Source organism: Flexivirga lutea, assembly GCF_054778955.1.
In genome coordinates, this window is sequence record NZ_BAAGZB010000001.1 from 674705 (window position 1) to 695886 (window position 21182).

17 protein-coding genes are annotated in these 21182 nt (G+C 68.1%); 14 read left to right on the top strand and 3 right to left on the bottom strand.

Annotated elements, in window-relative coordinates; translation table 11 throughout:
• Window positions 1-12: 12 nt before the first annotated feature.
• Entirely contained in the window at window positions 13-243 is a 231-nt protein-coding gene (locus tag ACYVBN_RS03285) for a hypothetical protein (protein ID WP_460599262.1), read from the bottom strand.
• Window positions 244-773: 530 nt separating this feature from the next.
• Between ACYVBN_RS03285 and ileS the strand changes: the two genes are divergently transcribed.
• The 7 genes from ileS to ACYVBN_RS03320 all read left to right on the top strand — a co-directional run bounded on the left by ileS (window position 774) and on the right by ACYVBN_RS03320 (window position 9472).
• Window positions 774-4181, top strand: coding sequence for an isoleucine--tRNA ligase (ileS, locus tag ACYVBN_RS03290; RefSeq protein WP_460599263.1), 3408 nt, complete (start codon window positions 774-776; stop codon window positions 4179-4181).
• A gap of 2 nt (window positions 4182-4183) precedes the next feature.
• A complete protein-coding gene (locus ACYVBN_RS03295) occupies window positions 4184-4717 on the top strand; it encodes a GNAT family N-acetyltransferase (RefSeq protein ID WP_460599264.1) in 534 nt (177 codons plus the stop codon).
• Complete coding sequence (locus tag ACYVBN_RS03300) at window positions 4710-6101, top strand: bifunctional folylpolyglutamate synthase/dihydrofolate synthase (RefSeq protein ID WP_460599265.1); 1392 nt, start codon at window positions 4710-4712, stop codon at window positions 6099-6101. The genes ACYVBN_RS03295 and ACYVBN_RS03300 overlap by 8 nt, the downstream gene beginning before the upstream one ends.
• Window positions 6098-6508 (top strand): DUF4233 domain-containing protein, encoded by a 411-nt coding sequence (locus tag ACYVBN_RS03305; protein WP_460599266.1) that lies wholly within the window; start codon window positions 6098-6100, stop codon window positions 6506-6508. The genes ACYVBN_RS03300 and ACYVBN_RS03305 overlap by 4 nt, the downstream gene beginning before the upstream one ends.
• Window positions 6505-7359, top strand: a complete 855-nt coding sequence (locus ACYVBN_RS03310; RefSeq protein ID WP_460599267.1) for an undecaprenyl-diphosphate phosphatase — start codon at window positions 6505-6507, stop codon at window positions 7357-7359. Before ACYVBN_RS03305 ends, ACYVBN_RS03310 begins: the two co-directional genes overlap by 4 nt.
• A 73-nt stretch (window positions 7360-7432) precedes the next feature.
• Window positions 7433-7849 (top strand): nucleoside-diphosphate kinase, encoded by a 417-nt coding sequence (gene ndk / locus ACYVBN_RS03315; RefSeq protein WP_440281260.1) that lies wholly within the window; start codon window positions 7433-7435, stop codon window positions 7847-7849.
• A 333-nt stretch (window positions 7850-8182) separates the two neighbouring features.
• Window positions 8183-9472 carry a prenyltransferase/squalene oxidase repeat-containing protein gene (locus ACYVBN_RS03320; RefSeq protein WP_460599268.1) on the top strand — a complete coding sequence of 430 codons (1290 nt, stop codon included), beginning with the start codon at window positions 8183-8185 and terminating at the stop codon, window positions 9470-9472.
• Window positions 9473-9616: 144 nt separating this feature from the next.
• Here ACYVBN_RS03320 and ACYVBN_RS03325 read toward each other — a convergent pair whose 3' ends face one another.
• Entirely contained in the window at window positions 9617-10129 is a 513-nt protein-coding gene (locus ACYVBN_RS03325) for a MarR family winged helix-turn-helix transcriptional regulator (protein ID WP_440281262.1), read from the bottom strand.
• Between the two features lie 190 nt (window positions 10130-10319).
• Here ACYVBN_RS03325 and rpsO point away from each other — a divergent pair, with 190 nt between their 5' ends.
• The 5 genes from rpsO (at window position 10320) to gdhA (ending at window position 16793) form a co-directional block, all read left to right on the top strand.
• A complete protein-coding gene (rpsO, locus tag ACYVBN_RS03330) occupies window positions 10320-10589 on the top strand; it encodes a 30S ribosomal protein S15 (RefSeq protein ID WP_440281263.1) in 270 nt (89 codons plus the stop codon).
• Window positions 10590-10772: 183 nt separating this feature from the next.
• The gene (locus tag ACYVBN_RS03335; protein WP_460599269.1) at window positions 10773-13190 is read left to right on the top strand and encodes a polyribonucleotide nucleotidyltransferase; all 2418 of its coding nucleotides are present in this window, start codon (window positions 10773-10775) and stop codon (window positions 13188-13190) included.
• Window positions 13191-13447: 257 nt separating this feature from the next.
• The gene (locus tag ACYVBN_RS03340; protein WP_460599270.1) at window positions 13448-14398 is read left to right on the top strand and encodes a TRM11 family SAM-dependent methyltransferase; all 951 of its coding nucleotides are present in this window, start codon (window positions 13448-13450) and stop codon (window positions 14396-14398) included.
• A gap of 101 nt (window positions 14399-14499) precedes the next feature.
• Window positions 14500-15333, top strand: coding sequence for a protein kinase family protein (locus ACYVBN_RS03345; RefSeq protein ID WP_460599271.1), 834 nt, complete (start codon window positions 14500-14502; stop codon window positions 15331-15333).
• A gap of 140 nt (window positions 15334-15473) precedes the next feature.
• The gene (gene gdhA / locus ACYVBN_RS03350) at window positions 15474-16793 is read left to right on the top strand and encodes an NADP-specific glutamate dehydrogenase (protein ID WP_460599791.1); all 1320 of its coding nucleotides are present in this window, start codon (window positions 15474-15476) and stop codon (window positions 16791-16793) included.
• A 120-nt stretch (window positions 16794-16913) separates the two neighbouring features.
• Here the strand turns inward: gdhA and ACYVBN_RS03355 are convergent, their stop codons facing one another.
• Window positions 16914-18257: an aminotransferase-like domain-containing protein gene (locus ACYVBN_RS03355; RefSeq protein WP_460599792.1), complete on the bottom strand. Its 1344-nt coding sequence runs from the start codon at window positions 18255-18257 to the stop codon at window positions 16914-16916.
• Between the two features lie 63 nt (window positions 18258-18320).
• On the opposite strand from ACYVBN_RS03355, the gene ACYVBN_RS03360 reads away from it, so the two are divergent.
• Window positions 18321-19811 carry a CoA-acylating methylmalonate-semialdehyde dehydrogenase gene (locus ACYVBN_RS03360; protein ID WP_460599272.1) on the top strand — a complete coding sequence of 497 codons (1491 nt, stop codon included), beginning with the start codon at window positions 18321-18323 and terminating at the stop codon, window positions 19809-19811.
• Window position 19812: 1 nt separating this feature from the next.
• Window positions 19813-21177, top strand: a complete 1365-nt coding sequence (locus ACYVBN_RS03365; protein ID WP_460599273.1) for an aspartate aminotransferase family protein — start codon at window positions 19813-19815, stop codon at window positions 21175-21177.
• Window positions 21178-21182: the final 5 nt, after the last annotated feature.

A 21182-nucleotide genomic window follows, 5' to 3' on the forward strand; every position in this document is an offset into this window, starting at 1 on the left:
CTCGAAGTGCAGCTACTTGTCGGCACCTTCGTCGTTGTGCCGGCCGGCAATCACTTGGGGTGCGCGCTGCCGGTATGCGCGCCGGATGGAGTCGCTCGTGTCGCCCCATGACCTGAAGAAGTTCGATCGCTTCTCTGACGAGAGCAGCTCCAACCCCCATGCATCGACACCCTTGGTCTCCAGCGCCAAGAGGTGCCGGGCGAGGTCCTCAACGTTCTGCTCCGCTTCACGGTCCTCACCCATGCAGTCGACTTTGAGCTCCAGACGTGAAGCAGTCAACTACCTGTTTCGATTGACGTTCCATGAACGGTGACCCCGCAGGTCAGGACGCTACCCGGCTTCTGCGTGGCAACGGCCGATCCCGTAAGAGCCGTCCGGATTCTTCACCGGGACAGGGGCGTCTTGCGGCACCTGGCAGGCTCGACCCGACGGCAGGCTTGCCTGACGAATGACGCCGACCCGACCAGGAGTTCGATCGTCTCGGCTCCGCACGACGCGGCGGGGAAGGTGCAATCGAGTTGGATACGCACGGGCCGGGCGAATAGACTGACGGCACCAGCGTTCGAGCCGTCATCAGCGGCGAGCTTCCGGAAGAACAGCGCCTGTCGCCCAGTAGAACCGGACGGGACGAGCCCGTCACAGCTCATGCACGAGCGGTCGTATGACGAGAGGCCTTTCGCCATACGACAAGCGAGGTGGTACCGCGGTGCCGGCCCGAGGGGCAGGCGTCGTCCTCGAGCAGGACGAGCCGACCGCGAAAGAGAAGCACTCGCATGACCTATCCGAAGGTCGATCTGACCGCATCCGAACCGCACGGAGTCTCGTCGTCGGCGGACTTCCCGTCGATCGAGAAGGCCGTGCGCGAGTACTGGGCGGCCGACGACACCTTCCGTGCGTCGGTCGAGCAGCGCGAGCCCGGGAAGAACGGCGACAACGAGTTCGTCTTCTACGATGGTCCGCCGTTCGCCAACGGCCTGCCGCACTACGGCCACCTGCTCACCGGCTACGTCAAGGACCTCATCCCGCGCTACCAGACCATGCGTGGCAAGCGGGTCGAGCGCCGGTTCGGCTGGGACACCCACGGGTTGCCCGCCGAACTGGAGGCGATGAAGCAGCTCGGTCTGAAGACCAAGGACGAGATCGTCGAGATGGGGGTCGACAAGTTCAACGCGGCGGCCCGCGCCTCGGTGCTGCGTTACACCGACGAGTGGCGTGAGTATGTCGAGCGGATGGGCCGCTGGGTCGACTTCGACAAGGACTACAAGACACTGAACCCCGACTACATGGAGTCGGTGATCTGGGTCTTCAAGCAGCTCTACGACAAGGGGCTGATCTACGAGGGCTTCCGGGTGCTGCCCTACTGCTGGAACGACGAGACCCCACTGTCCAACCATGAGCTGCGGATGGACGAGGACGTCTACCAGATGCGGCAGGATCCGGCCGTCACCGTCGGGTTCCGTTGCACCAGCAGCACAGTGGATGTCTTGCAGGGCGCCTACTTCCTCACCTGGACCACCACGCCGTGGACGCTGCCGTCCAACCTCGCAGTGATGGTCGGGCCGGACATCGACTACGTCGTCGTCGAGACGGACCTGCCGACCGGCACCGCCCAGCGTTATGTCATCGCGCACGCGCGGCTGGCGGCATACGCCAAGGAGCTCTTCGGTGAAGCCAAGGCCGACCCCGAGCCGTATGTCGTCGCCCGGCTGACCGGCAATGACCTGCTCGAGTCGGTCTATGCGCCGCCGTTCACCTACTTCACCGACCACGACAACGCCTTCCGCGTCGTCCCGGCCGACTTCGTCACCACCACGGACGGCACCGGCCTGGTGCACAGCGCCGGCGCGTTCGGTGAGGACGACATGATCGTCACCGAACGTGAGGGCATCAAGCCGGTCATGCCGGTCGGTCCCGACGGTCGCTTCACCCACCCGGTGACCGAATACGAGGGCATGCTCGTCTTCGACGCGAACCCGCACATCATCGACGATCTCAAGGCCGCCACCAGCGCCGGTCGAGTAGCGGAGGAGCGAAGCGGGGGAGCGTATCGAGACCACGCCGCGGGCCTCGATACGGCCTCGCCTAACGGCTCGCCCTACTCGACCAGCGCGGGGAGCGTCACGCCCGGCACGGTCCTGCTCCGGCGCGAGACCTACGAGCACTCCTACCCGCACTGCTGGCGGTGCCGGAACCCGTTGATCTACAAGGGAGTCAGCTCCTGGTTCGTCAACGTCACGGCGTTCAAGGAACGCATGCTCGCGCACAACCAGGAGATCAACTGGGTGCCCGGCAACGTCAAGGACGGTCAGTTCGGCAAGTGGCTGGCCAACGCCCGCGACTGGTCGATCACCCGCAACCGGTTCTGGGGCAGCCCGGTGCCGGTCTGGAAGTCCGACGACCCGGCATACCCACGCATCGATGTCTACGGGTCCTTCGAGGAGCTCGAGCGCGACTTCGGGGTTGCGGTCGAGGACCTGCATCGCCCCGGCATCGACCAGCTGACCCGGCCCAATCCCGATGACCCGACAGGGAAGTCGACGATGCGGCGGGTCGAGGACGTGCTGGACGTGTGGTTCGACTCCGGGTCGATGCCCTACGGCCAGGTGCACTACCCCTTCGAGAACGCCGAATGGTTCGAGCACCACTACCCGGCCGACTTCATCGTCGAATACATCGGCCAGACGCGCGGCTGGTTCTACACGCTGCACATCCTGGCCACGGCCCTGTTCGACCGTCCGGCGTTCAAGAACGTCATCTGCCACGGCATCGTGCTGGGCAGCGACGGCCAGAAGATGTCCAAGTCCCTGGGCAACTACCCCGATGTGTCCGAGGTCTTCGACCGTGACGGCGCGGACGCGATGCGCTGGTTCCTGATGAGCAGCCCGATCCTGCGCGGCGGCAACCTCATCGTCACCGAGCAGGGCATCCGCGACGGTGTCCGGCAGGTGCTGTTGCCGCTGTGGAGCAGCTGGTACTTCTTCAGCCTCTATGCGAACGCCGCTGGGGCGCAAGGAAGTTGGCGCACCGACTCGGCCAACGTGATGGACCGCTACGTGCTGGCCAAGACCAGGGAGCTGGTCGAGACCGTCCGCATGAACCTGGACGAGTTCAACGTCGCCGGTGCGTGCGACGCGGTGCAGACCTTCCTGGACGTGCTCACCAACTGGTACATCCGCCGGTCCCGCGAACGCTTCTGGTCCACGGGGGGCGCGGACGACGACTCGCAGGCGGCCTTCGACACGCTCTACACCGTGCTGGAGACCGTCTGCCGGGTCGCCGCACCGCTGCTGCCCTTCACCACCGAGCAGGTATGGCGCGGGTTGACCGGTGGCCGGTCGGTCCACCTCACCGACTGGCCGGTCGCCACCGACCTGCCCGCCGACGAGCGACTCGTCGCGGCGATGGACCGTGCCCGCGCGGTCTGCTCGACGACGCTGGCGGTGCGCAAGGCGCAGCAGCTGCGCGTGCGCCTGCCACTGGCCGCGCTGACGGTCGTCGTCGACGACGCCGCGACCCTGGGCGACTTCAGCGACCTGATCGCCGACGAGGTCAACGTGCGCGAGGTGCGACTGGTCGATCTGGCCGAGGCCAGCGAGGCCGACTTCGGCATCGAGCAGAAGCTCACCGTCAACGCCCGCGCGGCCGGCCCGCGTCTCGGCAAGGATGTCCAGCGCGCCATCAAGGGCAGCAAGTCCGGCGACTGGTCCGTCGCCGAGGACGGCACGGTGACGAGCGGCGGGTTGCCCTTGCAGGAGGGCGAATTCACTCTCGTGTCGGTCGTCACCGACCAGGCGCAGGCCGGCCAGGTGCCGGCGATGCTGCCCGGCGGCGGCTTCGTGGTGCTGGACACCGACGTCACCGACGAGTTGCGCATCGAAGGCGTGGCCCGCGACATCATCCGGGCGGTGCAGCAGGCCCGCCGGGACGCCGGCCTCGACGTGAGCGACCGGATCAGCCTCGGCGTGGCCGGCGACGACGACGCCTGGCAGGCGACCGTCACCCACCAGCAGTTGATCATGCGTGAGACGCTGGCGGTGCAGTTCGGGTCGGCGGGGGCGGGGCACGAGCTGCCGGACGCCGTCGACGCCGACCTGGGTGGCGGCAAGCACGTGTCGATCTCGGTCAAGCGCGTCGAGTCTCCCGCGCACGCCGCAACGGGATCTGCGGCAGAGGGGAAGTAGCGATGAAGGTGGCAAGCGGTGTGCTGCTGCGGGCAGCGACCGGTGACGACCTCCAGGGTGTGATCGAGGTCGGCCAGCAGACCTGGCCGGCCACTTACGGGCCGATCGCGGGCGAGGACTACGTCGCGATGGGCCTGGCCAAGTGGTGGACCGCCGACGCGACGATCCCCGCCATACGCGCCGGCCGGGTCACGGTCGCCGAATACGACGGTGACATCGTCGGTATGACGTCCGTCGGGCCGCTCGACGGGCATCTGGCGTTGTGGAAGCTGTACGTGCTGCCGGAGTTCCAGAGCGCCGGCGTCGGCGGCATGCTGATGCGCGCGGCCATCGCCAAGGCGAAGGCCGACGGGTATGACGAGATGGTGCTCTCCTACCTGGACGGCAACGACCACGCGCGCGGCTTCTACGAGCACTACGGCTTCACCGAGACCGGGCGGGAGAGCACCGGCGGCGGTGTGCCCGACTCGGTGTGGATCCACCTGCCACTCGACGACGACCCCGACGCGACGGTGTTGGATGGTGCACATGGCTAGTGGTCGACCCGACGCCGCGCAGCGCGAAGCCGCGCATCAGCTGGAGATCCGCAAGCGGTTGCGGGAGGTGGAGGAGGCGATCCTGGGACGGACGCCCGAGTCCAGCCCGGAGCCGTCGCTCGAGCGCGTGCGCCGCATCATGGAGCTGCTCGGTGACCCACAGCATTCCTTCCCGATGGTGCATCTGACCGGCACCAACGGAAAGACGACCACGACCCGTGCGGTCGAGCGGATCCTGCGCGAGACCGGCCTGTCCACCGGTCGCTTCACCTCGCCGCACCTGCACAACGTGCGCGAGCGGATCGCGTTGAACGGCAAGCCGATCGACCCCGAACGCTTCATCGCGACGTATGACGACGTGCTGCCCTACGTCGAGATCATCGACCACGAGGCCCGCGCGGCGGGGGAGCCCACGACGACGTACTTCGAGATCCTGGTGGTGATGGCCTACGCCGCCTTCGCCGACGCACCGGTCGACGTCGCGATCGTCGAGGTGGGACTCGGCGGGCAGTGGGACGCCACCAATGTCGCCGACGGTGACGTCGCGGTCATCACGCCCGTCTCGTTGGACCACACCCGGCTGCTCGGCTCGACGGTCGAGGAGATCACCCTGGAGAAGCGCGGCATCATCAAGGACGGCGCCATCACCGTCGTCGGCAATCAGGAGCCCGGCGTCGACGAACTCATCGCCGAGCGCGTCGCCGAGGTGGGCGGTTCGGCCAAGCGTGAGGGCATCGACTTCGAAGTGCTCGAACGCGACCAGGCCGTCGGCGGCCAGCAGCTGACTGTCCAAGGATTGGCAGCGGTCTACCCGGAGCTCTACGTGCCGCTCTTCGGCGACCACCAGGCGCACAACGTCGCGACGGCCGTCGCCGCGGCGGAGGCGTTCCTCGGCGGGGGAGAGCGGGCGCTCGACATCGACGTGCTGCGCGCCGCCGTGGCCGATCTCGACTCACCCGGCCGGCTGGAGATCGTCCGGCGCTCGCCGACCGTGCTGGTCGACGCGGCGCACAACGCCGCCGGTATCCGTGCGTTGCGCGACGCACTCAACGACTCGTTCACCTTCGTGAAACTGGTCGGGGTGCTGGCGATCTTCGCCGACAAGGATGCCGAGGACATGCTCTCGACGTTGGAACCCGTCCTGGATCACGTGGTGATCACTCGCAACTCGTCGCACCGCAGCATGCGGCCCGAGGACCTGGGTGCCGTCGCCGTCGAGATCTTCGGCGAGGACCGCGTCGATGTCGTGCCCGGCATGGCCGACGCGATCGACCGCGCCGCGGAGCTCGCCGACGAGGGCGGCGTCGCCGGTGGCGTGCTGGCCACCGGGTCGATCCAGACCGCCGCCGACGTCCGAGCGCTGCTCGGCGTCACTCAGGCATGAGCGCCGGGAGTGGGCTGATCGGCAACGTTCTCGTCCACGGCGTCGGCGACCGTATGACGCGCCGCTTCGCGGGCATCGTCGTCGGGTCGCAGACCGTGGTGGTCTTCCTCGGCGCGCTCGTCGCCTGGGCGATCGCCAAGGCGCAGCACGACACGGCCCACACGTCATACCTGGTGATCGGCCTGGTGCTGGCCGTCCTGTGCGTCGTCGCGGCGGGCACGCTGCGCCGGCCGTGGGGCGTGACGCTCGGCTGGATCGTCGAGATCGCGACGTTGCTCGCGGGTTTCGTGTTGCCGATGATGTTCGTCGTCGGCGTGATGTTCCTGGCACTGTGGGTCACCGCCCTGGTCCAGGGCCGCAAGATGGACGCCTTGACCGCCCGCCACGAGGAGACGCCTCCGGAATGACCTGGTTCGAAGCGATCGTGCTGGGGATCGTGCAGGGACTGACCGAGTTCCTGCCGATCTCGTCCTCCGCCCACCAACTCATCGTCGGGCGCCTCTTCTGGGGCAACGACGGTGGCGGCTCGGCATTCACCGCGGTCAACCAACTGGGCACCGAGACCGCCGTGATCGTCTATTTCTGGCGGGACATCGTCCAGATCCTCAAGCAGTGGGCGCTGTCGGTCGCCGGCAAGGTGCCGCGTTCGGACCCCGATGCCCGGATGGGCTGGTTGGTCATCGTCGGCACCATCCCGATCGGCATCCTCGGCCTGGTCTTCAAGGGCTTCATCGAGGGGCCGCTGCGCAACCTGTGGGTGACCGCCAGCATGCTGCTGATCTTCGCCATCGTCATCGCCGTCGCGGACGCGTCGGTGGACGACCGGGGGCACGGCGCGGATCACGAGGAGGAGCACGGCAAGACGCTCGACGACCTCGACGTCAAGGACGGCATCCGCTTCGGCCTCTGGCAGGCGCTGGCCCTCATCCCCGGAGTGTCCCGGTCCGGCGGCACCATCTCCGGTGGACTCTTCATGGGCTACACCCGCAGTTCCGCGGCCCGTTACTCGTTCCTGCTCGCCATACCCGCGGTCGTGGTGTCGGGGCTCTTCGAGCTCAAGGACCTGCACGGCAGCGACGGCGACGGCTGGGGGCAGATCGCGATCGCCACCGTGCTGGCGTTCATCGTGGGCTACGCCGTGGTGGCGTGGTTCATGCGGTACATCTCGCACCACAACTTCCGGCCGTTCGTCTACTACCGGATCGCGCTGGCCGTCTTCCTCTTCGGCCTGCTGGTGCTCGGCAAGGTCGCGGCATAGCCGCATCCCCGGTCCGCCGTAGCGGACGGCCCCAGCGTGCCCGCCATACCCGGCGTCCGCTTGAATGTGAGCCATGGAACGAACCCTCGTCATCGTCAAGCCCGATGGATTCGCCCGCGGCCTCACCGGCGAGGTCCTGCGCCGCATCGAGGCGAAGGGCTACACGCTGGACACGTTGCAGATCATGACCGCGGACCGTGACCGGCTCGCGCAGCACTACGCCGAGCACGAGGGCAAGCCGTTCTACCAGCCGCTGGTGGACTTCATGGCCAGCGGTCCGGCGACCTTCGCGATCGTGACGGGCGAGCGGGTCATCGAAGGCTTCCGTGCGCTCGCCGGCGCCACCGACCCGACCGGCGCGGCACCCGGCAGCATCCGGGGCGACCTCGGCCGCGACTGGGGCCTGCCGGTGCAGCAGAACATCGTCCACGGCTCGGATTCTCCCGAGTCCGCCGAGCGCGAGATCGGCATCTGGTTCCCGCGTTCCTGAAGCTGGTTCCTGTCCCGCGCGCGTGCATTGCTCGCGACTTTCGCGATCGAGGTGTGGCGGAGGGCGGCGCGCGCGTGCATCGCTCGCGACTCTCGCGGGGACGGTGGTCGCGGAGCGGTCACCGCCTGCCGCTAAGCTCCGCACTGGACGCGAACATGCAGGGAAAGCCGGTGCGAATCCGGCGCTGACCCGCAACCGTGTGCCGACCGGGTGTCATACCCCGTCGGCGAGCCGGAGCACCTGTGCGTCCACCGGCTATCTCGTCGCGGCTCCGCGAGACTGCCCGGCGCACACTTCTGCGGGCCGCGTGATCTCGTGGAAGGCACTCACTCAATGACATCGACTCTTCGCACCCGTGCGGGTCTCACGGGCGCCCTCGCCTTGGCCTGTGTCGGCCTGACCGGCTTCGCGGCGGCCGCACCGGCGCGGGCGGCCCAGCCGGACGGCGCGACCGGGGCACATTTCCTGGCGCAGCAACTGGCCGCCGGTGGCGACCACTTCTCGGTCAGTGCCGGCACCGCCAGCTACGCCGACTACGGCCTGACGATCGACGCGATCCTCGGCCTGGACTCGGCCCGGACCGGACAGTCCGAGGCGCAGCGGGCGGCGGCATACGTCACCAAGAACGCGGCGGCCTACCGCACCGGTGGCGACCCGCACGAGGCGTATGCGGGAGCTACCGCCAAGTTGCTGGTGTTCGCGCAGGCGCAAGGTCTGCCCACCGCCGCCTACCTGAAGGACCTGAAGTCGCTGGAGCAGTCCACGGGGCAGTTCAAGGACACGTCGCAGTATGGCGACTACTCCAACACCATCGGCCAGTCACTGGCGATCGTCGGCCTGATCCGCGCCGGCCAGACCGACGCCAAGGCAGTCGACTTCCTGCTCCAGCAGCAGTGCGCCGACGGTGGCTTCCGGATGACGCTCTCGGACTCGAAGTGTTCGACGGCATCCGGCGACACGGACGCCACGTCACTCGCGGTGCAGGCGCTGGCCGCCGCCGGCGGCCACCAGGCCCAGCTCACCAAGGCGGTCAACTTCATCGCCGGTCAGCAGCAGGCAAACGGCGGCGTCATCGAACCCGCGGCGGTCTCCGGCGCCAACACCAACAGCACCGGACTGGCCGCGGTCGCATTCGCGCTCGCCGGTCGGACGGCGGAGGCGGCCAAGGCCAAGAGCTTCGTGCAGAGCTTGCAGTTCGGTTGCTCCGCCCCGGCGGCGCTGCGAGGCGGCATCGCCTTCGACAAGAAGTCCTTCGACGCGCAGGTGGCCAAGGGCGCCAAGGCGACGCCGGGCGACAAGGAGCACCGGGCCACCGCCCAGGCGCTGCTGGCCTACAGCCAGGTGCCCTACCTGAAGATCACCGCCGGTGGCACCGCCACCGCACCGGCACTGCGTTGCGCACCGAGCGCTCCGACGTCGACCGCGACCGGCACTGCGAGCCAGAGCGCGTCGGCCACCTCCAGTGCCGCCGCGACCTCGACGACCACCGGCCCGCCGATCATCACCGACGGTCCGTCGGCCGGCAACGGCAACACCGTTGTGCTGTTCGCCGGCGCGGCAGTGCTCGGTGGTGCGGCCCTGGCCGGAGCCGGGCTGCGACGCCGACTGCGTTCGGGTCGCTGACCCGCGTCCGGCGCGCTGCAGCCTTCGCTCCCGCTGCGCCGAGCGGACCGTTGTAGTACCGGCAGGACCGGCGTTTCGGAGCACAACTGCCCCGAAACGCCGGTCCTGTCGCTGGTGGACGGTCGTCTCGGTGAGGGACTGGATCTACTTGAGCGCGTCGTCGAGGCCCGCGATGGCCAACTCGAGCAGCTGCGCCAGCTTGTCGCGCTGGTTCGCCGGGACCTGGGCGAGCACGTCGGACTCGACCATGTCGGACTCACGCACCACCTGGCGGAACATCTCCCAGCCGTCGCGGGTCAGGTGCACCAGGATGCGCGTGCGGTTGTCCTGGTCCGGTTCGCGTTCGATCAGCCCGCGCTCGGCCATCCGGTCCAGCCGGTGGGTCATCGACGACGGTGCGACCGCGGCGGTCTCGGCCAGCTGGGACGGAGTCGAGATGTGATCGTCGGCCTCCGCCGCCAGGTGGCGGATGACGGCCCACTCGCCGGCGGTCAGATCCAGGTCGGAGAGGTTCTGGGTGTACCACTGCGACAGGCGCCGGGCCAGGCCGTGGACGGCGGTGACGACGCGCTGCACCTGCTCGTCGCCGCCGGCCTCGACATACGCCGCGACCTCGGCTTCGTAGCGGCTTCGCTCGGTCTTCCCAGTCGGACTCATGATGGTCCATTAGAGCGTATGGCGCACGAGCGCGAGGCAGCGCTGCCGGTTCGTCCCCGGCGGATTAGGGCGGCACCCCGTCCGGCTGATAACCTTGCCTCGCCGTGCAACCGGCCGCGGACCAAGAGCGCCCTGGTGGACATGCCCAGGAGCACCGCGCAACCAAGAGACGAACGGAGATCGCCCACTCATGCCTCTGGACACCGCCACCAAGGCGCAGATCATGACCGACTACGCGACCAAAGAGGGCGACACCGGTTCGCCCGAGGTCCAGATCGCGATGCTCACGCAGCGCATCAAGGACCTGACCGAGCACTCCCGTCAGCACCCGCACGACCACCACAGCCGGCGCGGCCTGCTGCTGCTGGTCGGCAAGCGCAAGCGCATGCTGCGTTACCTCGAGGACGTCGACATCGAGCGCTACCGCTCGCTGATCAAGCGTCTCGGCCTGCGCCGCTGACCATCGCCAGACTTATGCCGACAAGGCGGTTACCCATCCGGTGACCGCCTTGTTGTCGTAGGCGGGTGCTGCCCGCCGGCCCGACAAGGATGCGGCCGACTCGCGGCATACACCCGTGAACGTGTGAAGAACCACGCACAACGACGATGCGTGGACCTCATTGAAAAAGAACAGGAGGGCCCAATGGAGGGTCCAGAGATCACTTTCGCCGAAGCCGTCATCGACAACGGCACGTTCGGCACCCGCACGGTCCGTTTCGAGACCGGGCGGCTGGCCAAGCAGGCAGCCGGTGCGGTCGTCGCCTACCTGGACGACGAGACGACGTTGCTGTCCACCACGGCCGCGGGCAAGCAGCCCAAGGACCATTTCGACTTCTTCCCGCTCACCGTCGACGTCGAGGAGCGGATGTATGCCGCGGGCAAGATCCCGGGCAGCTTCTTCCGTCGCGAGGGTCGTCCGTCGACCGACGCGATCCTGACCTGCCGGCTGATCGACCGCCCGCTGCGTCCGGCCTTTGTCAAGGGACTGCGCAACGAAGTCCAGGTCGTCATCACGGTGCTCGCGCAGAACCCCGACCACCAGTACGACGTGCTCGCGATCAACGGCGCCTCGGCGTCGACGCAGATCTCGGGTCTGCCGTTCTCCGGCCCGATCGGTGCCACCCGGGTGTCGCTGATCGACGGACAGTGGGTTGCGTTCCCCAACTACTCCGACCTGGAGCGCTCGGTGTTCGACATGGTCGTCGCCGGTCGGGTCGTCGGTGACGACGTCGCGATCATGATGGTCGAGGCCGAGTCCAACGAGTCGACCTGGGACCTGGTCAAGAACCAAGGCAAGCAGGCACCGACCGAGGAGATCGTCGCGCAGGGCCTGGAGGCCGCCAAGGGCTTCATCCGGGTGCTGTGCGAGGCGCAGAGCCAGCTGGCCGAGGCCGCCGCGAAGCCGGTCCAGGAGTTCCCCCTCTTCCTCGACTACGAGGACGACACCTACAACGCTGTCGAGTCTGCCGCGAGCGAGAAGCTGCGTGGCCTGCTGTCCATCGCGGACAAGCAGGACCGCGAGTCGCAGCTGGACGCCTACAAGGAGGAGCTCAAGGCCGAGCTCGCCGGGGAGGGCACCCCGTTCGAGGGCCGCGAGAAGGAGATCTCCGCGGCATACCGTGCGGTGCAGAAGAAGCTGGTGCGCGAGCGCATCCTGCGCGAGAAGGTGCGCATCGACGGCCGTGGCCTGGCGGACATCCGTGCGCTGTCGGCCGAGGTCGAGGTGCTGCCGCGGGTGCACGGTTCGGCGCTGTTCGAGCGCGGCGAGACCCAGATCATGGGTGTCACCACCCTGAACATGCTGCGCATGGAGCAGCAGCTGGACACGTTGTCGCCGGTGTCGCGCAAGCGCTACATGCACAACTACAACTTCCCGCCCTACTCCACCGGTGAGACCGGCCGCGTCGGGTCGCCGAAGCGTCGCGAGATCGGCCACGGTGCGCTCGCCGAGCGTGCGCTGATGCCGGTGCTGCCGACCCGCGAGGAGTTCCCCTACGCGATCCGTCAGGTGTCGGAGGCGTTGAGCTCCAACGGCTCGACGTCGATGGGTTCGGTCTGTGCGTCGACGCTGTCGCTGCTCAACGCCGGTGTGCCGCTGCGTGCGCCGGTCGCGGGCATCGCGATGGGTCTGGTGTCGGCCGAGGTCGACGGCAAGACCGAATATGCCGCAATGACCGACATTCTCGGTGCCGAGGACGCGTTCGGTGACATGGACTTCAAGGTCGCCGGCACGCGTGAGTTCGTCACCGCCATCCAGCTGGACACCAAGCTCGCCGGCATCCCCGCCGACGTCCTGGCCGGTGCGCTGACCCAGGCCCGCGACGCGCGCCTGCACATTCTGGATGTGATGCACGAGGCGATCGACGCTCCCGACGAGATGTCGCCGTTCGCCCCGCGCGTCATCGCGGTGAAGATCCCGGTCGACAAGATCGGCGAGGTCATCGGCCCGAAGGGCAAGATGATCAACCAGATCCAGGAGGACACCGGCGCCGACCTGTCCATCGAGGACGACGGCACCGTCTACATCGGCGCCACCGACGGCCCGTCCGCCGAGGCCGCGCGTGCCGCGGTCAACGCGATCGCCAACCCGCAGATGCCCGAGGTGGGCGAGCGCTTCCTGGGCACCGTCGTGAAGACGACGACGTTCGGTGCGTTCGTGTCGTTGCTGCCGGGCAAGGACGGCCTGCTGCACATCTCCGAGGTGCGCAAGCTGGTCGGCGGCAAGCGGATCGACGCCGTCGAGGACGTGCTCAAGATCGGCCAGAAGGTCCAGGTCGAGCTCAAGGAGATCGACCCGCGCGGCAAGCTGTCGCTCGCGGTCGTCGAGGAGAGTTCAGGCTCGGACGCCGCCGCTTCGGACGAGGCGCCGGCAGTCGACGCTCCGACTGCGGACGCAGTCTCGGAGGCATCGTCCGAGGCGCCGGAGTCGCAGACCGACGACGCGTCGGATCGTGAGCCGCGCAAGCGCAACCGCCGTCGCGGCGGTCGCGGCCGTGGCAACGACGGTGACAAGAGCAGCGAGGGTTCGGCGGACGCCGAGCCGGTCGCCGCGGAGGACTGATCCTCCGGTAGCAAGCCGACGACGGCCCGGTCGCACTTCGTGTGCGGCCGGGCCGTTTCGCGTTTCGGGTATGCCAATCGCGGGCTATGCACCGCGCTGGGCATGCTGGAAGTTGCCGGTCGTCGGTCGAGTATGCCGATCGCGGGCTATGGAGCGCGCTGGGCATGCTGCAAATCCCGGCTCAACGGAGATTGCGCCAGTAGGTGTTGATTTAGGGATGCCGGTCGCCTGCAAACACGGCGGATAGGCTCGCTGGTATGACGACCCCGCTGTTGCTGACCTGTCCGGTGGGGCTTGAGGATCTCGTGCGCGGGGACCTGCGCGACCGGGAGGACGTGCGGTCGGAACTGCTCGCGCCGGGTCTGATCCGCTGCGTCGAAGCGCTGACGCCGGACAAATTGCCGGCGATGGTCGACCGTGTGGGCCTGCCACTGTCCGATGACAATTCGGTGATCGCGGCCGCCGAGCTGGTGGGCGTGCCGACCCCGAGCTTCCGGGTGCACGCCAAGGATCCGGGCGCGCGGTCGGAGTGGATTACGCGCATCGAAGCGCTCGGCTGGCGCAACGATCCGAGCGACTGGGTGCTCAACGTCGACGTGGATGGCGGGCGGATCGACCTGGGCTCGTGGCACTGGTCGCGGCGCATCGGGCAGCTCCAGCGTTTGCCGGCGACGACTCCCGGGCCGGTGGCGGCGGGCTTGTTGCGGCTGGCAAAGCTGAGCACCGGCGATGTGCTGCTCGACCAGTGTGCCGGTGTCGGCACGGTGCCGATCGTCGATGCGTTGTTGCGTGGTGGTCCGGCATACAGCATCGATCGAGATCCGGAAGCGACGCGCCTTGCCCACGAGAATGCCGCGAATCTGTCCGTGGGACAGGCGGTTTCAGTGCTCGAGGCGGACGCGACTGATCTTCCCCTCGACGACGGCAGCATCGACCGCGTGGTGAGCGACCTGCCGTTCGGTAAGCGCATCGGCAGCAACGAGCTCAACAAGTCGCTCTACCCGGCGATCCTGCGCGAAATCGAGCGGGTGCTGACCGCCGACGGGCGAGCGGTGCTGCTATCGGACGACAAACGTGTTTTCGCCGAATCTGTCGCGCACGCAAGGGGATTGAAGATCTCGGGGGAGCGCGTGATCCGTTACAACGGCGTCACGCCCACGGCATACATTGTGCGGCGCAGCCGTCGTCCGAAGAGAGGACGGGCGTGAGTCGACATCAGCACGCGCGGGGCGTCCGACTCGGTTTCGCAGACACGCCGCACCATGTCCGTCGATGGGTTGCCGAGCGGATTGGGGGAGAACTCGCCGCCATGACGGACTGCATCGGTGGTATGTCGCCGGGCCCAGCCGCGCGCGTGCGATCTGTCTCGGGCGCAACAGTTTTCGTCAAGGCGTGCGGTCCGGAACTCAACCCCATCACGCCGGAGTTGTTGCGAGACGAAGCGCGGATCCTGGTTGTGCTACCGGACCACCCGAACCTGCCCAGGCTGATCGATGCGTATGACGACGGGCAGTGGGTCGCGCTGCTCATCGAGGACCTGCCCGGCGCAGTACCCGATGTGCCGTGGTCAACCGAGGACCTGCGCCGTGCGAGCGGGGTGCTCTCAGCAGTCCGCCCAGTCCTCGACGGCATCGTCTCGGACTGGGTGGAGCCCGCCCGTGCATCACCGATCTTCAGTGACGGTTGGAAGCTGCTCGCGGATCGGCTCGACCAGGTCGACCCGTGGTGGGCGAAGCATCATGACGAGCTGGCGGCCCACGCGGAGCGGGCAGTCGCATTGATCGACGGGGAAGCGTTGCTGCAGTGGGACGTTCGGGCCGACAATCTGATCTTCGGAGACCAGCGTGATGTGCTGATCGACTGGGGCCAGGTGCGGCGCGGCGCACGCTGGATGGATCACGCGTTGCTCGCGATGGACTGCGCGATGAGCGGCAGCCTGGGGCCGACGGCACTGGAGTTCTTCGCGACGGAGCCGGCGCTCGCCGGTCGTGACCCGGCCGATCTGGTGTCGTTGATGGCGGCGGCCGGGATGACGTTCGCAGCACGTGCCACGGAGGAAGCACCGCCCGGACTGCCGACGTTGCCGGCAACCCGCGCGCGCTGGGCCGACAACCTGCGTCTCGAACTGGAGGCGATCCTCTGACCTCTCGGTCATGGAAATGTGGCGACCTGCCTCACCCACGCGGGCCGTGCCGGAGGCCACGAAGTGAACGCCGCCGACGTCGGCTCGGCAGAACGCCTACAGTGCGGCGCGTGAGTTCCTTGCACCCCACCTTCCGTCCGATGTTCGACGACGTGCTCGCCCGCAACCCCGGCGAGGCGGAGTTCCAGCAGGCCGTCCACGAGGTGATGGAGAGCCTGACACCGCTGGCCGACAAGCACTCCTCGTACGCGCAATGGTCGATCCTGCAACGGATCTGCGAACCCGAGCGCCAAGTGATCTTCCGTGTGCCCTGGGTCGATGACAGCGGCGAGGTGCGCGTCAACCGCGGCTTCCGGGTCGAGTTCAACTCCGCGCTCGGCCCCTACAAGGGTGGCCTGCGCTTCCACCCGAGCGTCAACCTGTCGATCGTGAAGTTCCTCGGCTTCGAGCAGATCTTCAAGAACGCACTCACCGGTATGCCGATCGGCGGCGGCAAGGGCGGCTCGGACTTCGACCCCAAGGGCTGCAGTGACGCCGAGGTGATGCGCTTCTGCCAGTCGTTCATGACCGAGCTCTACCGCCACATCGGCGAATACACCGACGTGCCCGCCGGCGACATCGGCGTCGGTGGTCGGGAGATCGGTTACCTCTTCGGCCAGTACAAGCGCATCACCAACCGCTACGAGTCCGGCGTGCTCACCGGCAAAGGCCTGTCCTGGGGCGGCTCGCAGGTGCGCACCGAGGCCACCGGTTACGGCACCGTGTTCTTCGCCCAGGAGATGCTCGCGGCGAAGGACAGCTCACTGGACGGTATGTCGGTCGTCGTCTCCGGCACCGGCAACGTCGCCCTGTATGCCGTCGAGAAGGTGCACCAGTTGGGCGGCAGGGTCGTGGCCGTCTCCGACTCCAGCGGGTATGTCGTCGACGAGCAGGGAGTCGATCTGGAGGTGCTCCAGGAGATCAAGGAGGTCCGCCGGGGGCGGGTTTCGGAGTATGTCGATCAGGTCGGCAGTCGCGCCCGATTCAGCGCCGACGGATCCATCTGGGACGTCCCGTGCCAGGTCGCGCTGCCGTGCGCGACACAGAACGAACTGGACGAGGCGGACGCCAAAACGTTGGTGTCCCACGGCGTTCGGCTGGTCGCCGAGGGTGCGAACATGCCGACCACTCCGGCCGCTGCTGCCGTCCTGCGCGATGCCGGGGTGCTCTTCGCGCCCGGCAAGGCCGCCAACGCCGGCGGTGTCGCCACCAGCGCGCTGGAGATGCAGCAGAACGCCAGCCGCGACTCCTGGAGCTTCGCGCAGACCGAGGAACGGCTGCAGGAGATCATGCGCAGCATCCACGAGACCTGTGTGACGCAGGCCGAGGCGGTCGGCCACCCGGGGGACTACGTCATCGGTGCCAACCTGGCGGCATACATCAAGGTTGCGGACGCGATGGTGGCGCTCGGCGTCATCTGATCCCGCCGTTCACTCCGGCTGACCGAGCCGCGCCCCGTTCTTCCACAGGGCCGGCATCGGCGCGCGATCCGCGGACAATCCGGACTCCACTCGACGGACGTCCGGAGAACTCGGTGGAGTTCACCGACCGATCGGGCCACCCACCCGGGCAGCGACACCGAGCGCGGAGGCGACTTGCTCCACGTTCGCGGCGACCAGCCCGGCGGTGACCCGGATGTGCGGTGCACGGTGAGCCGCGTCGGTGCCCACCTGGAACGGCGAACCCGCCGCAGCACCAATGCCGTTCGCTGCCAGGCTCTGCAGGGCGGACACCTCGTGCAACACCGGCACCCAGATGTTGATGCCGTCGTCGCCGCCAACAGTGACGCCTTCGGCGTCCAGTGCGCGGACCAGGCCCTGCCGGCGCGAGGTGTATGTCGCCCGTGCCGTCGCCACCTCACCCTGACTCGAGGGATCGGTGAGCAGTCGCAGCAGAAGACGCTGCAGCAGGCGACTGGACCAGCCCTGCCCGAGTTGGCGGCGTTCCTGGATCGGTCCGACCACCCGGGACGGACCGCCGATCGCGGCCAGGCGCAGGTCCGGCCCGTAGGCCTTGGAGAAGCTGCGGACGTGCAGCACCCGATCGGGCAGCAGGCTGCTCAGGCTGACCAGTTCGGTGCCGGCAATCCCGTCCAGGGAGTCGTCCTCGACCACGTGCGCCCCGGTGGGCGCGAGGATGTCCGCGAGTTCCCGGGCTCGCCGGGGGACCAGCGAGACACCGGTCGGGTTCTGCCCGCGCGGTTGCAGCACGACGAGGTCGGCACCGTCGGCGAGCGCCGCCGACAGGCTGGCAGGCACCGGGCCGTGCTCGTCCAGCTCGACAGGGACCGGTCGCATGCCCAGGCTCTCCAACAGGTCGAGAAACGGTGGGAACGCCGGGTTCTCGATGGCCACACGGGTGCCGAACCCGCCCAGCTGCGCGAGGATCGCCGCCACGGCGTCGGTGGCACCGTCGACGATCGTGAGCTGTTCCGGGGAGCAGGGCCAGGTGCTGCGGATGACGTCCCCCAGCTCGGGCACCACCGGGTCGTCCAGATAGCTGTGCAGCGACGAATTGTCACCGAGCGCTCGCAGTGCGTCGCCCCACGACGGCAACAGCCGCGGGTCGGGCACGCCGGTCGACAGATCCAGCGCGAAGTCGACCGGGTCGCCCACCGCCCGTCGATAGCGTCCGCTGGACAGGGGCGTGGCCACCTCGGCGATGAACGAGCCGTGCCGGCCGTCGGTGCGGATCGTGCCGGCGCGGCGCAACGTCGCCCACGCCGAACTCACGGTCGTCGGGGACAGCTGCAACGACTCCGCGATGGTGCGGATCGACGGCAGGCGCACGCCGGGCTCGAGCGCCCCGGACGCCACGGCGCGTGCCACGGCGTCGGCGAGGCCGTGTGCCGTGGGTGCCGTCAGGTGTCTCGCCAGCACATCCATCACTTATGTGACATTACATAATGCCTATTGTGCCGGCAAGTGATGGCACGTAACGTTCGCGGCATGGAACACGTACAGCACTGGATCGACGGGAAACTCACCGCAGGCAGCTCGTCCGAGACCTCACCCGTTCACAACCCGGCCACCGGAGAGCAGACGGCCGAGCTGGCGCTCGCGACGTCGGCCGACGTGGATGCCGCCGTTGCCTCGGCCCGCGCCGCGGCCGACTCCTGGAGCCACACCTCGCTCGCCACACGCACCAAGGTGCTCTTCGCGTTCCGTGAGCTGCTTGCCGCGCACACCGACGAGCTGGCCGCCGTGGTGACCTCCGAGCACGGCAAGGTGCTCTCCGACGCCGCCGGCGAGGTCGCGCGCGGGCTGGAGAATGTCGAATACGCCTGTGGCGTGACAAATCTGATGAAGGGCGAGTTCTCCGAGCAGGCGTCCACGGGAGTCGACGTCTATTCGATCCGTCAACCGGTCGGTGTCATCGCCGGCATCACCCCCTTCAACTTCCCACTGATGGTTCCGCTGTGGATGTGCGCCAACGCCATCGCGTGCGGCAACGCCTTCATCCTCAAGCCGAGCGAGAAGGATCCCTCGGTCTCGCTCCTGCTCGCCGACCTGTGGCGGCAGGCCGGCCTGCCGGACGGTGTCTTCACTGTGCTGCAGGGCGACAAGGTCGCGGTCGACGGCCTGCTGCAGCACCCGCAGGTCGACGCCATCAGCTTCGTCGGGTCCACCCCCATCGCGCAGTACATCTACGAGACCGGCACCAAGGCGGGCAAGCGCGTCCAGGCGCTCGGTGGCGCGAAGAACCACATGATGGTGCTGCCGGACGCGGACCTGGAAGTCGCTGCGGACGCAGCGGTTTCGGCGGCATACGGTGCCGCGGGCGAGCGTTGTATGGCGATCTCGGTCATCGTCGCGGTCGGCTCGGTCGCCGACCCGCTGATCGACGCGATCAAGGAGCGGCTCCCCTCTCTGCGGATCGGTCCAGGTGACCAGGAGGGTTCCGAGATGGGCCCGCTGATCACCGCCGAGCATCGCGAAAAGGTGATCGACTACATCGACCGCGGAGAACAGCAGGGGGCCAAGGTCGTCGTCGACGGCCGGACCGGCCGCAGCGAGAACGGCTTCTTCCTGGGCTGCACGCTGCTGGACGACGTGAGCCCGGAGAACGTCGCCTACACCGACGAGATCTTCGGCCCGGTGCTCGCGATCGTGCGTGTCGACAACTTCGACAAGGGCCTGGACCTGATCAACAGCCACCAATTCGCCAATGGCACAGCGATCTTCACCCGTGACGGTGGTGCGGTGCGACGTTTCCAGCGCGATGTGCAGGTCGGCATGATCGGCGTCAACGTACCGATCCCGGTGCCGGTCGGTTACTACTCCTTCGGCGGCTGGAAGGCCTCGTTGTTCGGCGACACCCACATGTACGGCCCCGAGGGCATCAACTTCTGCACCCGGCGCAAGGTCGTTACCAGCCGCTGGCCCGACCCGGGCAGCTCGAAGATCGACCTGGGCTTCCCGACGAACGCGGACCACTGAGATGACACAGATGACGGACCTCGACCCGGCGGCTGCGCAGCGGGTCAAGGACGACGACCGGAACCACGTCTTCCACTCGTGGAGTGCGCAGGCCCATATCGATGTGTTGCCCATCGCCGGCGGATCCGGTTCCTACTTCTGGGATTACGACGGCAACCGCTACCTGGACTTCTCCTCGCAGCTGGTCAACCTGAACATCGGGCACGGCCATCCCAAGGTCATCGAGGCGATCCAACAGCAGGCGGCGCGGTTGGCGACGATCGCGCCCGCCATGGGCAGCGACGTGCGCGGCGAAGCGGCACGGATGATTGCCGAGCGCGCGCCGGGCGACCTGGACCGGGTCTTCTTCACCAACGGTGGCGCCGACGCCAATGAACACGCGATCCGGATGGCCCGGCTGCAGACCGGCCGGCCGGTCATCCTGTCGGCATACCGCAGCTACCACGGCGCGACCGGGGGAGCGATTGCGCTCACCGGTGACCCGCGGCGCTGGGAGAATGAAGCGACCGGTCAGCCGGTGGTGCACTTCTTCGGCCCGTATCCCTATCGCTCGGCGTTCCACAGCGACTCGCCGGAGCAGGAGACCGAGCGCGCGCTGCAGCACCTGCGCGACGTGGTGCAGTTGCAGGGCCCGGGCACGATTGCCGCGATCATCCAGGAGTCGGTGGTCGGCACCAACGGCATCCTCGTGCCCCCGCCCGGCTACCTGGCCGGCGTCCGTGCGCTGTGCGACGAATACGGCATCCTGCTGATCGCCGACGAAGTGATGGCCGGGTTCGGGCGGTGCGGCGAGTGGTTCGGCATCCAGCACTGGGATGTCGTGCCGGACCTGATCACCTTCGCCAAGGGGGTCAACTCCGGGTACGTGCCCCTGGGTGGTGTCATCCTCGGCCCGCGGACCTACGAGCGTTTCGCCGATCGGGCCTACCCGGGCGGCCTCACCTACTCGGGGCATCCGCTCGGCTGCGCCGCTGCCGTCGCGTCGATGCAGGCCTTCGAGGACGAAGGCATCCTCGACCACGCCCGCAAGCTCGGCGAGACCGTCGTCGAGCCGCGACTGCAGGAGCTGAAGGCCCAGCACGCCAGCGTCGGCGACGTGCGCGGCCTCGGCATGTTCTGGGCGATCGAACTCGTCAAGGACAAGAAGACGCGCGAGCCGCTCGTGCCGTTCAACGCCGCCGGGGAGGCGGCCGCACCGATGGGTGCGTTCGCAGCAGCCTGCAAGAAGGAGGGCCTGTGGCCGTTCATCCACATGAACCGGACCCACGTCGTGCCGCCGTGCACGATCAGCGAGGACGAGCTGCGCACCGGCCTGGACATCATCGACGCCGCGCTCGACGTGGCGGATCAGCACGCCGCCGGCTGATCGAG

Bases quoted from the DNA above. Each gene is read 5' to 3' on its own strand.
- ACYVBN_RS03285 (WP_460599262.1), bottom strand. From the start codon at position 243: ATGGGTGAGGACCGTGAAGCGGAGCAGAACGTTGAGGACCTCGCCCGG.
- ileS (WP_460599263.1), top strand. From the start codon at position 774: ATGACCTATCCGAAGGTCGATCTGACCGCATCCGAACCGCACGGAGTC.
- ACYVBN_RS03365 (WP_460599273.1), top strand. From the start codon at position 19,813: ATGACACAGATGACGGACCTCGACCCGGCGGCTGCGCAGCGGGTCAAG.
- ACYVBN_RS03340 (WP_460599270.1), top strand. From the start codon at position 13,448: ATGACGACCCCGCTGTTGCTGACCTGTCCGGTGGGGCTTGAGGATCTC.
- rpsO (WP_440281263.1), top strand. From the start codon at position 10,320: ATGCCTCTGGACACCGCCACCAAGGCGCAGATCATGACCGACTACGCG.
- ACYVBN_RS03345 (WP_460599271.1), top strand. From the start codon at position 14,500: ATGACGGACTGCATCGGTGGTATGTCGCCGGGCCCAGCCGCGCGCGTG.
- ACYVBN_RS03360 (WP_460599272.1), top strand. From the start codon at position 18,321: ATGGAACACGTACAGCACTGGATCGACGGGAAACTCACCGCAGGCAGC.
- gdhA (WP_460599791.1), top strand. From the start codon at position 15,474: ATGTTCGACGACGTGCTCGCCCGCAACCCCGGCGAGGCGGAGTTCCAG.
- ACYVBN_RS03295 (WP_460599264.1), top strand. From the start codon at position 4,184: ATGAAGGTGGCAAGCGGTGTGCTGCTGCGGGCAGCGACCGGTGACGAC.
- ACYVBN_RS03305 (WP_460599266.1), top strand. From the start codon at position 6,098: ATGAGCGCCGGGAGTGGGCTGATCGGCAACGTTCTCGTCCACGGCGTC.
- ndk (WP_440281260.1), top strand. From the start codon at position 7,433: ATGGAACGAACCCTCGTCATCGTCAAGCCCGATGGATTCGCCCGCGGC.
- ACYVBN_RS03320 (WP_460599268.1), top strand. From the start codon at position 8,183: ATGACATCGACTCTTCGCACCCGTGCGGGTCTCACGGGCGCCCTCGCC.
- ACYVBN_RS03325 (WP_440281262.1), bottom strand. From the start codon at position 10,129: ATGAGTCCGACTGGGAAGACCGAGCGAAGCCGCTACGAAGCCGAGGTC.
- ACYVBN_RS03335 (WP_460599269.1), top strand. From the start codon at position 10,773: ATGGAGGGTCCAGAGATCACTTTCGCCGAAGCCGTCATCGACAACGGC.
- ACYVBN_RS03300 (WP_460599265.1), top strand. From the start codon at position 4,710: ATGGCTAGTGGTCGACCCGACGCCGCGCAGCGCGAAGCCGCGCATCAG.
- ACYVBN_RS03310 (WP_460599267.1), top strand. From the start codon at position 6,505: ATGACCTGGTTCGAAGCGATCGTGCTGGGGATCGTGCAGGGACTGACC.
- ACYVBN_RS03355 (WP_460599792.1), bottom strand. From the start codon at position 18,257: ATGGATGTGCTGGCGAGACACCTGACGGCACCCACGGCACACGGCCTC.